At 35.3% G+C, this 12511-nt stretch carries 11 protein-coding genes; all 11 read right to left on the bottom strand.

Features of this window, described 5'->3' with window-relative positions:
• Positions 1-19: 19 nt before the first annotated feature.
• On the bottom strand, positions 20-1078 hold the full coding sequence (locus AC6F8J_RS12650; RefSeq protein ID WP_500723740.1) for an inorganic phosphate transporter: 1059 nt from the start codon (positions 1076-1078) through the stop codon (positions 20-22).
• 35 nt (positions 1079-1113) lie between these two features.
• Positions 1114-1767, bottom strand: a complete 654-nt coding sequence (locus AC6F8J_RS12645) for a DUF47 family protein (RefSeq protein ID WP_500723739.1) — start codon at positions 1765-1767, stop codon at positions 1114-1116.
• Positions 1768-1809: 42 nt separating this feature from the next.
• Positions 1810-2520: a glycerophosphodiester phosphodiesterase family protein gene (locus tag AC6F8J_RS12640; RefSeq protein ID WP_500723737.1), complete on the bottom strand. Its 711-nt coding sequence runs from the start codon at positions 2518-2520 to the stop codon at positions 1810-1812.
• 15 nt (positions 2521-2535) lie between these two features.
• Positions 2536-3816, bottom strand: coding sequence for a TRAP transporter large permease subunit (locus AC6F8J_RS12635; RefSeq protein ID WP_500723735.1), 1281 nt, complete (start codon positions 3814-3816; stop codon positions 2536-2538).
• Positions 3817-4335, bottom strand: coding sequence for a TRAP transporter small permease subunit (locus AC6F8J_RS12630; RefSeq protein ID WP_500723733.1), 519 nt, complete (start codon positions 4333-4335; stop codon positions 3817-3819). It abuts the gene before it with no gap.
• Positions 4336-4391: 56 nt separating this feature from the next.
• Positions 4392-5468: a TRAP transporter substrate-binding protein DctP gene (locus AC6F8J_RS12625; RefSeq protein ID WP_500723731.1), complete on the bottom strand. Its 1077-nt coding sequence runs from the start codon at positions 5466-5468 to the stop codon at positions 4392-4394.
• A gap of 216 nt (positions 5469-5684) precedes the next feature.
• The gene (locus tag AC6F8J_RS12620; protein ID WP_500723729.1) at positions 5685-7286 is read right to left on the bottom strand and encodes a response regulator; all 1602 of its coding nucleotides are present in this window, start codon (positions 7284-7286) and stop codon (positions 5685-5687) included.
• Positions 7273-9111 (bottom strand): histidine kinase, encoded by a 1839-nt coding sequence (locus AC6F8J_RS12615; RefSeq protein ID WP_500723727.1) that lies wholly within the window; start codon positions 9109-9111, stop codon positions 7273-7275. Before AC6F8J_RS12615 ends, AC6F8J_RS12620 begins: the two co-directional genes overlap by 14 nt.
• A gap of 2 nt (positions 9112-9113) precedes the next feature.
• Positions 9114-10424 (bottom strand): extracellular solute-binding protein, encoded by a 1311-nt coding sequence (locus tag AC6F8J_RS12610; protein WP_500723725.1) that lies wholly within the window; start codon positions 10422-10424, stop codon positions 9114-9116.
• Positions 10425-10536: 112 nt separating this feature from the next.
• On the bottom strand, positions 10537-10665 hold the full coding sequence (locus tag AC6F8J_RS12605; protein ID WP_500723723.1) for a hypothetical protein: 129 nt from the start codon (positions 10663-10665) through the stop codon (positions 10537-10539).
• 13 nt (positions 10666-10678) lie between these two features.
• Entirely contained in the window at positions 10679-12241 is a 1563-nt protein-coding gene (locus AC6F8J_RS12600; RefSeq protein ID WP_500723721.1) for a BCCT family transporter, read from the bottom strand.
• Positions 12242-12511 lie beyond the last annotated feature (270 nt).

The following is a 12511-nucleotide window of genomic DNA, read 5'->3' as shown; positions in this document are numbered from 1 at the left end:
AATTTATTTGGGAGTATTATTAAAGAACCACTGTTTGCTGGAAAACATTTTGCATAAAAGCTAGGGTCAGAAAAGAGATGACCATTGAAAATAATGGGGTAAGTACCCATCCTATACCAATCCTACCAAGTTGCTTTAAATTTATATTTTTCCCTCCTTTGGAAATCCCTATTCCAATAATCGCACCTACGACAGCTTGTGATTGCGAAACGGGTACCAGTGGAAAAGCCGGTAATCCCCTAGAAGTTAGCCAAATATATAAACTTTCTGATGAAAATAAGAATAAGACCGTTGAGGTTGCAAGAACCACAATACAAGCACTTATTGGAGATAGCTTAAATATGCTTGCTCCAACGGTCATCATAACCTTTTTTGAGTATGTAAATACACCGATTGATATGGCGATACCTCCAAGTAAAAATAATTGTTGCGTACCGGACAAGCTAAAAGCTAATCCTAAATGTATGGTTTCAAAAGGGGATACATTCATAAAAACACCCATTACATTTGCAATATTGTTCGCACCTAAGCTGTAGGCGCCAAAGGCGCCTGATACTATTAGGGCGATTCTGGTGTATTTATATAGCTTTACAATATGTGTTTTTGTATTGTCTAGTCCTTTTTTTACAATCCAATAAAACATCATACCAAACATGGCTGCAAGTATGGGCGTAAAAACCCATGTGGCTGCTATTTTTTGCAATACAGAGAAATCCGTTTTTATGCCTGCAAAAAAGTTCCATCCTATGATGGCGCCTACAATTGCTTGAGAAGTTGACACCGGTAACCCCTTACTTGTCATGAACATGACTGTTGCTGCGGCTGAAGCAGAGACGGCAAATGCGCCTCCAATGGCATTAATAGCACCGAGTGAGCCTAGAGTTTGTGATGCACCAGCTCCACTTACGACTGCACCGATGGTTACAAAGACACTACATATTATTGCAGCTGTCCTAAACTTAACCATCCTTGTTCCTACAGCTGTTCCAAATATATTTGCGGCATCATTTCCCCCTAAGGACCAACCCATAAAAACGCCTGCTGATAAAAAAATAATTGATATTACAGAGCCTTGCATGTAAATCTCACCTCTTAATTATGTTTTATACGTATCTAGATACCTCTCTTGAATTTGAAGACCGAAAGCTTTATTGCCATTTGTTCGGCAATATCTGATAAAGCCGCTGTTTTTTCCACAAAATAGCTTAGATGCATCTTTTGACTGAGATCTAATTTTTCATTATTCTGAAATATTTTGCTTTTAAGGACTTCTTCAAGCTTATCCACTTCTGATTCATAAAAATATACCTTGCTTATATAATCATCTATGGTTTTTACATGGGTGAAGAATAATCTTACACCACCCATTAGTGCTTCAACCGCTTTTAATGATATTTTTGCAATCTCAATGAAATCTTCTGAATAATCTTCTTCCATATAAGGTCTTTCTATATCTAAATCCAGTAATACTTGCTTTGATACATCGCTAATGTCATCCATTGCATCCATCAACTCAAGAATATCTGCACTCAAATCCGGAATGAGATTATAACGATATAAGGTGAATTTAAGATTCTTTAGGTGTCCATCTGCTTCTTTCTCGTGTTCTATGACAGCTCTGACTCTTTCCTTGAATCGTTTGTCATTTTTGTGTATATAGTCCTTCATACCTTCATAGAAAATCATTGCACCCTTGTGCAGGCAACATAAATATTCTTCTATTTCATTTTCGAGCTCTTTATTTCTATCAAGAAAAATATCTTTCATTTAGCTTTCTCCTTTTTATTAGGATTAGGATTAGGATTAAGATTAGTCCCAAGACATAATATCCGGATAATTTGTGAATATGCCATCTACGCCCATTTCCTTAAACATTTTTGCAATACTAGATTCATTGACGGTGTATGATAGAATTTTCAAGCCATTTTTGTGGGCTTCTTCAATTAACGCTGCATCAATAAATTCAAACCCTAGATTAAGGCTATAACTATTAATGCCTCGAGACATTAAATAATCAACCGGCTTTATAATCTTGGCTTCAATAAGAGCACCTGTCTTTACCTGCGCTTTTCGGTGAACTTTTTCAATGCAATAATGATCAAATGAAGAAATTACTGTTTGACTCAATCTGTTTGAAGACTTAAGAATCTCTACTATTTTTTCCTCCACTGCTCTTTTTTCAAACACTGCCTTCTTTATTTCAACATGAAGGGTAATGTCTTTTGGTATCATCTCTAACACTTCTGTTAACAAAGGAATGGCTTCTCCCATGAATGCTTCAGAGAACCAACTTCCTGCATCACATCTTTTGATTTCTTCAAGAGTTTTGTTCATTATATAACCCTTGGCATCTGTTGTTCTGTTCAATTTGTAGTCATGAATGACTACGATTTCTTCGTCTTTTGTCATTTGTACGTCAAACTCTATGGCTTTTGCTCCCATTTCGACCGCTTTAATAAAAGACGCTAATGTATTTTCAGGAGCATAACCCGAAGCCCCTCTATGTGCAATAATCTCCATATTAACCTCCTAGGTTTACATAAGATTTGGTAGGAATAAAATTAATGCAGGGAAGAATGTGACAATCATCAAAGCAACAATTAAGGCTCCAATCAAAGGTAGACTTTCCTTCACAAACTCATTCACCGGTGTCTTTGTTATCGAGCATGTTGTAAACATCATTGAACCAAAAGGTGGTGTAACGCCTCCAATCATTATATTAACAATGGCTATTGTACCAAAATGAACAGGATCAACACCGAGTCCTACGATAACCGGCACAACCAATGGTGCAATTATAATGAGTGCTGCGCCACCTTCCAGAAACATACCCATGACTAAAAGCAAAAGATTAATGATGAGTAACATAACCCATTTATCGGTTGTAAGTCCCATTAAACCGTTTGAAATGGCCTGTGGAATCCTTTCCCAACTCATATAATAACCAAAGACTGAAGCAGAAACAATGATTAAAACGACTGTACCCGAGCCATAAATAGTATCTTTGATAATGGCCTTAAAGTGAGAAATTTTTAGTTCCTTATACACAAAAAATCCTATTAAAATCGTTATAAGGACTGCTATGGCTCCAGCTTCTGTTGGTGTAAACATACCAAATCTCAATCCCAGAATAACACCAAATGGTAGTAAGAGTGACCAGATGGATTCCTTAAGTTGCTTTAATATTTCAATAATTGTGGCTCTTTTTTCTCTAGTAGGTAAGTATTTTCTTTTCTTAGATATAATGCCAACCGTTATCATAAGACAACTACACATGATTAAGCCGGGCATGTAACCTGCCGCAAACATTTTCGCTACTGAGACATTTGCTATGAGTGCATATATAATCAAGTCTATACCCGGTGGGATAACTGGAGATATGGCTGAGGAGGATGCTGTAATCGCTGCTGAAAATGCCCGACTATAACCTCTTTTCTCCATCTCAGGAACCAGCATTTTTGACTGCATAGCCGCATCCGCATTGGCTGAACCTGATATCCCACCCATTAGTGTACTGAGAACAACATTGACTTGAGCCAAACCGCCTGTCATATGCCCGGTTAAAACTTCTGCAAAGCTCATAAGTTTATTGCTGATACCGGAGTAATTCATGATAGAACCTGCCATTATAAAGAAGGGAATAGCTAATAATGGAAATGAGCCGGTACCTGATACGAATTTTTGAAGAATCAGATCTGTCGGCATACCCACATTAATGAACCCAAAATACAAAAGTGCTGCAGCCAATAAAGCAAAGGCTATTGGAATACTTGAAAAATACAGAACCAAGACTAGAACAATTGGTAAATAAGCCATCTATACACCCTCCCTTGTCATCATTACTTCTCTTATGTCCTGATACAAAAATCTTATAGAATGGATTGTCATCAGGCCAAAGCCCACGGCTAATGCAGAATTAACATACATCGAAGATATGCCTAAGACAGCCGTTGGTTTAATGGCGGATAATCTAGTGAAAATTACACTTAAGTAAAAAATGTAGGAGGTAATCACCAATAACATGATGTTCACCAGTAGCTTGACAAGCTCTCTGAATTTTCTATTGCCTTTTTTTATCAAAAAATCAATACCAATATTCATTCTATGTTTGTAAGTTGCACTGGCACCGACAAAAACACTCCACACAAAACTTATTGTGGCAACTTCTTCTGCCCAGTACAGGCTTGTATTAAAAAAATATCTAAGAACCACATTTGCAATAACAATGGTAACGGTTAAACAAATACAAAATCCACTGATTATTTCTTCAATATTGCTATAAATATGTTTAAACGTCTTCACTTTATGACCCATCCTCCTGTCAATTTTGGTCATAAAAAACTCCCTTGCATTCTAATACCTTACAACAAGAGAGTTTTCATGATTTCTACTTAATTTCTTATTTTTTTAAGCTCATCTTGAATTTGATTATACATATCAATGTTTACTCCCGGTAATGTTTCAAATAATCCTTTTGTCGCTTCGGTAAACGCTTCAACATCAACTTCGTTAAAAACAACGCCGTTTGCTTCTAATTCTTTGACGGTTTCTGCATATTCAGCTTTTAGCAATGCAATACTTCGCTCGGCTTCTCGCTCTACTTCTTCCTCGATAATCATTCTATATTCTTCCGGTATGTTATTCCATACATCTACAGAAATATAGAAACCACAGGTTCCCAAAAAGTGATTGGTCAATGCAACATTTTTTTTGCCTGTTTCATATACTTTGGTTTGTGCATTTGTAAATTCCGATCCTTCAAGACCATCTACAACGCCTTGTTCCAATGCACTAAAAGTTTCACCCCATGGTAGCGGTACAGCTGTTGCTCCCATTGCATTTAGTGTTTCTATAAACAATTGGCTACCGGGTGTTCTAATTTTCATGCCTCTTAGATCTTCCGGTTTTGTAATTGTTTTATCCGTGATGACACTTCTAAAACCAAAGATAAAGTCTAGTGCTAGGATTTTTATGCCTTTTTCTTCTGCTTTCATTTTCCAGCCTTCGACCATATCCGTTCTAACAAGTTCAACGTACTCATCATAATTATGAAATAACATTGGTCCAACTAAAGCCGTAAATTCAGGAACGTAATCACCGATGTAGGATGGGTCCTCAACTGAGATAAAGTTTGCACCTCTTACGACTTGCTCCACGCCATCTTTATATGTGGCAATTTGTCCGGATGGAAACGTTTGTATTTCGATAGCCCCATTTGTTCTCTCAAGAATATTCTCTGCAATAATATCCATGGATTTGGTTAATTGCTCATCGGGATCGAAAACATGACTTAATCTTAATACCAATTTGTAATCATCTGCTACCGTGTTTGATTCTGACTCTGTGACACTTGCAGGGTCTACTTCTGCAACTGGTGTTGTTACTGCTTTTGTGCAACCACTAAAAGCGATAGCCAGAATAGCTGAAATCATCAATAGCGTTGCCATTTTCTTCATTATTTGCTTCATTTTTATTCCTCCCTGTTATTTTATAAATGGTTAAGGTGTCAAAACTATATAGTTGAACTTTTGCATACAATATATAGTTATGAATGCATCAACGTAATCTATATATTGTATGTGAATTTAGTGAAACTTAGTTTTGACCCTTTAACCATAAATAGATTATATCAATATTTTTTCTGAAATGATTTACTAAGATTAATATTTATTATTGATTATTAACTATTTTCTTCTCTTATTTCTATATTCTTTGGGCGTTATGCCTGTATTTTTTTTGAATGCAACAACAAAATGCTGTGAATTCCTAAAACCTGTTGATTCAGCAATTTCATATATCTTCATATTTGTTGATTCAATGAGTCTTTTAGCCTGCATAACCTTATGATTTAAAATATAGGATGATATTGTGATACCTGTCTCTTCTTTAAAGATACGTGATAAGTATACCTTATGTATATTTAAAGCTTCTGAGATCTCATTCAATGAAATGGGTTGGTCATAGTTGTCAATCACGTATCTCATCGCATCCTGAATGTGTCTACTGTATTTGTTGTTCTCTTTCTTTATCTGTATCAATCTTTCAAAACAGTCATGAAACCAACGGATGATTTCATCTACAGTATCTACCTCATCCAACATATTGGCCGGTATATAACTATATCCTAATAGCTCCTTATAAGTAATATTGTTTCTATAACAAATATCCGATAGTAAATAACACATCTGACCATTAACTTCTTTCAGAAAATTATATTGCATAAATCCCTTAAGATTTTCTCTGTACAAAGCATTTATATGATCTTTCATCCTACCTATATCGCAATCTTCTAGCGCAACTTTTATTTTATCAATTTTTGATTCTAATGCTTGTTCTGACATTTGTGTTAGCCTCGGAATCGATGTATTATGAAAAATATTTTTACCTTTACCCAAAAAAAGCCTATATTTTAGAGCCTGATAAGCTTCATTGTATCTTTCCATAAATCCGTCCAAATCATTAAAATCTCTGCTGACAGCCATGGTCATAGTATGGGTTTGATCTGTTTTTGAAAAGAATGTTCTAAATCTGCTTAAAATATTAATCGTACTTTGTAACTTAATATTTTCATTTATACTATTTGCAATTCGTATGATTACGATGGCTTTACCACTTCCCATATACGCAAAATCATGTATTAGGTCCTGATTTTCTTTTTGATTAAATGATTCTAGAGCATAAACTAAACTATTTTTCATTTCTTCTCGATCATATTCGTTGCCAGATAAATTGCTTTTGTAATAATCATCAAATCCTATTATAACAATTCGATACATGCAGCCTTTATCTATGTCTATAAAGTTACGTACTTCTTTACTTCCTTGCCTTGCTATGTATTCAATCAGCCCTTTATTATGCACCACAATACGCTGTTGTTTGTCTAATAAATTCTTCTTCCTTTTTTTGTCTCTATTCTCCGCGATGTTAAGTAGCAAATGGTTTAGTTCATCTTTCTTAAGTAAGTCTTTGATCAAATAATCTTCAACATTTAACAAAAAAGCTTCCCTGGCAAATGAGAAATCTTCATGGCAACTTAGGACAATGAATTTTTGTTCTTTATCGAAGCTTCTAATTTCCTTAATCAAATCTAAGCCATTCATGATTGGCATTTGTATGTCTGTGATAATAATATCAGGTTCAAACATATGATATGCCTCTAATGCTTCTCGACCGTTTTTTGCTTCCCCACAAATCTCAAAACCCAGTCCATCCCAATCAATAATATGCTTAATTAACTCTCTTGCTGGTTTTTCATCATCCACTATAAGTACTTTATACATCTCCATACGTATCATCTCCTATGCCAATTAATGGTATTTCAAAAGATACAACCGTACCAATTCCTTCTTGACTATGTATCTTTAAACGACTTGCTTTATCATAGTAAAGGTTCAAACGGTCCTTAATATTCTTAAGACCAATATTGTTAAAACCTTTCTTGCCTGAGAATGCTACTTGTTTGTTTTCTTTTTCTTTTTGATTCAGTAACTCAAATATTTTATCTTTAGACATTCCTATACCATTGTCTTCAACCTCAATCAAAATACTATCATGATCTGTTTTGCTAATCCTAATCTCAATAAATCCTTCTTCGTCCTTATTCATAATGCCATGATAGACTGAATTCTCAACAATGGGTTGCAGTATCAATTTTGGAATCTTGACCGCCTCAACACCTGCTTCAACGCTTAGTTTTATCTTTATTGAGTAATCATAACGAATCTCAAATATATTGAGAAAACTTCTAACACATTCGAGTTCCTCAGTAATACTAATAAAATCCCTGTTAATAGACATACTAGACCGTAACAACAGGTTAAAAGATTCAATCAAATCCACAAGTCGATAAGCTTTTTCCTCAACCGCAAGATATTTTAGGCCGTTTAAGGTATTATGAATAAAATGCGGGTTAATCTGAGATTGCAATATATCCAACCTTAGTTTAAGATTGTTCATTTCATATTCATGTTTTTCGTTTTGTTCTTGTTTAACCTGCAAAAACAAAACCTGCACATCTACAATCATTTTGTTAAAACCTTCAACCAACGTTTTTAACTCATCTTCACTTTTGGCATGAAGTGGCTTTGGCCATCGTCCTTTTTCCAGTACTTCCATTGCATGCGTCACCTCAATAATGGGTTCAGTAATTTTTCTTGATATAATAAAAGATATCAAAATAACAAGTAAAAGACTGAATCCTGTTAAGAGAAATACAATTTTGCTGATCATTTCACTTTCTCTATTCATTGTTCCATAGGAGATACCCCCTATAACAACCCAATCCTTATAGTTCTCCACCGGCCTCGTTATGATGTATGTATTTAGATTTTCAACTGTGATATCATGGATGCCTTCATTCCTTTTTGTCATAAACGCCTTTACTTCTTGATTGTTTAAATGACTATTACCAACACTATGTATGATATTTGCCTTTTCATCTACTAGAATCACAAAATCAAATTCCTCTTGACAAGCTTGGGTAAACTTCCTGAAAATATTGTCTTTTTTTATGTTAAGTAACAAGTAACCTATCTGTACAAAATTATTTGTATTAATATATGTTGAGAAGTAGGTTATTGTCGCTTTTGTTTCAGAAGTATTATGGTACTGTCTATTCGGAAAACTTGTTGGCTCAGAAAATCCACTAAGCCTGTTCGATTGTACCAGTTCATAAAACCAAGAAAATTCTTCAACAATCTCTTTATATGGTTCTATTTTATAAAGAGGATCCAGAATATCCAGATTCATATCAAAGGCGAAAATTGAATTTACATTAATATTTTCATAGGCATATTGCCTTAATACTTCTGAAATCTCTCTTTCTAAATATTGATCACTACTACTACTACTATTACTGACTTCAATGATGAGTCTTTGAAGTGACTCATCATCCTGAATTGAATTCTGCAGTTCAATGACTTTTCCAAGTTCCTCTTCAAGATTTTTAACAATAATATCCATTTTTTGATCTGTTATGATGGCCATTCTTCTCATCAACTCATTAGAATAGATGTAGCTAATAATCATAGTTATCACTAATATGACACAGACTACTACAACTGAGACGCTAATGGTAATTCTGTTTCTAATATGCTTCATCTTAAATCTCATGCTTACCTCCCTTGATTTCTTATTTCATCAAGAATAGGTTGTGTTTCTGTTTTTGCTATTTCTAATGCTTCTTTAGCCGAAACATTTTCTACCAGAACTTTGTAAGCAGCATTATTTAAAGCATCATATATTTTCCCATCTGTAGGGTCGATGAATATTTTTGTACCAAACTTCACTTGACTTATAGGGATAAAGTAGTCTGGATTTTCAAGTATATGACTGTAAAAAGCATCTTCATCCATAGATGATTTTCTTACCGGTAAGAATCCGGTATTGGTTAACCAGTCTAAACTTTTTTCTTCACTGGTTAAAAAATTTATCCACACTATTGCCCCTTCTCTTTCTCTTGCATCCACATAAATGGGTATACTTAAGGAATATAGGTCTACAACAGCCCTTGGATTATCCAACTTATTCTCCCAAGAGGGAAGCAAGTATGTCCCTATAACACTAGAATCTAATTCTCCTCGATCACCACATGATCCAATATACATAGCAGTTCTTCCCTGCATAATATCATCAATATTGGCAAATCTATTACCTGTAATGTCTCCGCCATAGTGCACTTTAATAAGGTTTTTATCATGGATATGCTCTCTAAAAAATTCCCAAGCTTCAATCCACTCTTTTGTATCAATCACTATTTCTCTGCCATCTTCACTGAGAAAATTCCCGCCATTACTAATAGCACCATCAATCAAGTTTTTGGCACCATTCATTATTTCGCAACCATAGACCAAGATTTCATCTTCATCTTTTTGTGTTAGTTTACCCGCAACGGAGGACACCGCTTCCCATGTTAGTAAATCAACCGGTTTGATATGGTGTTCTTCAAAAAAATCGCGTCTATAATACAAAACCGTCGTTTTCCCATACATTGGAATTCCCATTAGATTATCCTTGATTTTATTTTGTTCTATATAAGATTCGATAAAATCATCCATCTTACCATCCGGATTAAAATCGTTCACTTTATCCATAACGCCTTTTGAAGCCAGATAATACAAATGTTGATTTTCTAATAAAACAACCGAAGGTACTTTTTTCCTTGCTATAGCTGATTTTAAAGCTTTAAAAGTTTCTTCATTACTGGATTGTTCCACACCTACTACAGTATATAGTTCCTGACTATTATTGAATGTATCTATATAGCTTTTCATCAATTCACTTGAATATCCCGTCAAACCGTACCAAAATTCTACTTCCACTTTTTTCTTACTGTTTTCAACCCTTATATAGTCCGGATCAAAACGGCTACATCCTACCAAAATAATCAACAACAATAAACTTGATATAATTCTTAAACATCTCATAATATGCCCATCCCCGTAACCCTATTATTTTTAAAATACATTATATCATATAATCCCTTCAAACAACGACGAAATCCTACCTTGCATTGTAGCATTGTATGATTAATCGTTTTTACAAAAAAATCAGGTCAAATCCTAAAATTAAGGATTTACCTGATTTTTGATATTGTTGCGGTATGGATTTTGAAAAAGCTATGGCTTGTACATGCAGTAGTCCGGCGAGCCATGCCGCTTTCTCCATATATATTCCTCATTTATTCCTTCGCATATGTATCGAATTTCTCAGGCTTACTCATGATTCTAAGTAAGGCGACTAGGCTAAAGAGACCTAAAAACAAAGCGGGAAAACCACCTAGATAGGACATCATCTTAATGCCGTCTATTCCAAGTGTGGCAATAAATACCAATGAAACTGCTCCAACGATTATACCCCAAGCGACTTTTATGAGTAGAGGGGCTTCTTGACTACCCTCACGTATGCCTGTTGTACATATACTGGCCATGGCATTGGTTGTTGAGTCTGTGGCTGTTATGAAGGATATAAAGACGGCGACGAGATAAATAGCGATAATGATGCCCGATAAGGGTAGTTCTCCCAGAACCGCATAGGCGGCCGCAGCCGATCCCTGCTCGTTCATAATAGCTAGGACATCTACTCGACCTGTCATCTGAAAATTCAAGGTTGTACCTGAGAGTATGGTCATCCAAATAACACTAAATATGCTTGGTATCACGAAGTTCATCATCACGACTTCTTTGATTTTGTAACCATAGGCAATTCTGGCTAGAAATACAGCGGAAACTGGCGCCCATGCCATCCAGTTAGACCAATAGAACATGGTCCATCCTGAAGCCCATGTATCTCCTGCAGCGGTCCCTGTGAATAATGCTTTGCTGAAAATATTATCCAAAAATCCACCAAATGCTTCTGTACCGATGCTAAAAAAATACACTGTCGGACCCAAAATTAATAGTGCTGCAATGATGATGTAATACAAATAAACATTCACATCTGATAAAATCCTAATACCTTTCATTAATCCTGTTCCTGAGGAAATAATAAAAGCTATGGTACCAATAATCGTAATGATAATCCATAGATACTTATCATTGTTCATTCCAAAAAGTGCGTTGACGCCACCCCCCATATTCATGACGGCTGTACCAAATGAAGCGGATATACCTGTAGCGACTGTAAATAATACGATTGCATCAATGACACCATTGAACTTCTTCTGTACACCTACTGTTACAAGGGGACTAATCTGAGAACCTACACTGAAGGAACGCTTCATATTATAATAGGCAAAGGCAAAAACGATGGTTGGTACCGCGTATATAGCATATGGAATAAAAGTCCAGTGTAGGTACATGGTTTCCATTGCAAAAATGGCCGCTTCTGCAGACATAGGTTCTATACCTAAGGATTCCGGCGGATAGGCCAAATGCCATATGGGCTCGGCTGTACCCCAAAACAAGATACCTGCTGCTATGGTGGTGCATAAGGTTACAGCAAACCAAGATGATTTTTTTAGTAATGGTGTGGCGTCCGGTCCTCCCAGTCTTACCTCACCTAATGGGGAAAAATAGACAAAAACGATGATGATTACACATAAAACGCCAGATATACTAAACAGCCATCCCATGTCGATTACCATGAAGTTTTTGGCTTTTTCTGTTATGGCTAAAAAAGCTTCATAATTGGTAAAATTCAATATGATTGTAAGTAAAAGTAATATAAATGCCGGCAGAAAAACTAAGGGTCTGATTCTTTGTTTTACTTCACTCTCTATTGTAGTAGAATTATGATTATCCAAAACGCAAAACCTCCTGTCTTATTCAGGTTATACCTCTAATAAAATTATGAATGCAAGGAAATGACAATCAGATGACCCCTTTTCTTCCGAGCATCTATTGCCATTTCACTTGCTTTATATCTTCTTTATTGGTTAAAGGGTCAAAACTAAGTTTCACTAAATTTACATACAATATATAGATTACGTTGATGCATTCATAACTATATATTGTATGCAAAAGTTCAACTATATAGTTTTGACACCTTAACCTTTATTAAATATGTTATGATA

It is taken from the genome of Petrocella sp., from assembly GCF_059865615.1.
The sequence above is the reverse complement of the archived record's forward strand: the minus strand, read 5'-3'. Positions and strand labels throughout refer to the sequence as shown.

Excerpts from the sequence above, each read along its gene's own strand:
- AC6F8J_RS12630 (WP_500723733.1), bottom strand. The coding sequence starts at position 4,335 with ATGACCAAAATTGACAGGAGGATGGGTCATAAAGTGAAGACGTTTAAA.
- AC6F8J_RS12610 (WP_500723725.1), bottom strand. The coding sequence starts at position 10,424 with ATGAGATGTTTAAGAATTATATCAAGTTTATTGTTGTTGATTATTTTG.
- AC6F8J_RS12650 (WP_500723740.1), bottom strand. The coding sequence starts at position 1,078 with ATGCAAGGCTCTGTAATATCAATTATTTTTTTATCAGCAGGCGTTTTT.
- AC6F8J_RS12605 (WP_500723723.1), bottom strand. The coding sequence starts at position 10,665 with ATGGAGAAAGCGGCATGGCTCGCCGGACTACTGCATGTACAAGCCATA.
- AC6F8J_RS12620 (WP_500723729.1), bottom strand. The coding sequence starts at position 7,286 with ATGGAGATGTATAAAGTACTTATAGTGGATGATGAAAAACCAGCAAGA.
- AC6F8J_RS12635 (WP_500723735.1), bottom strand. The coding sequence starts at position 3,816 with ATGGCTTATTTACCAATTGTTCTAGTCTTGGTTCTGTATTTTTCAAGT.
- AC6F8J_RS12615 (WP_500723727.1), bottom strand. The coding sequence starts at position 9,111 with ATGAGATTTAAGATGAAGCATATTAGAAACAGAATTACCATTAGCGTC.
- AC6F8J_RS12640 (WP_500723737.1), bottom strand. The coding sequence starts at position 2,520 with ATGGAGATTATTGCACATAGAGGGGCTTCGGGTTATGCTCCTGAAAAT.
- AC6F8J_RS12625 (WP_500723731.1), bottom strand. The coding sequence starts at position 5,468 with ATGAAGCAAATAATGAAGAAAATGGCAACGCTATTGATGATTTCAGCT.
- AC6F8J_RS12645 (WP_500723739.1), bottom strand. The coding sequence starts at position 1,767 with ATGAAAGATATTTTTCTTGATAGAAATAAAGAGCTCGAAAATGAAATA.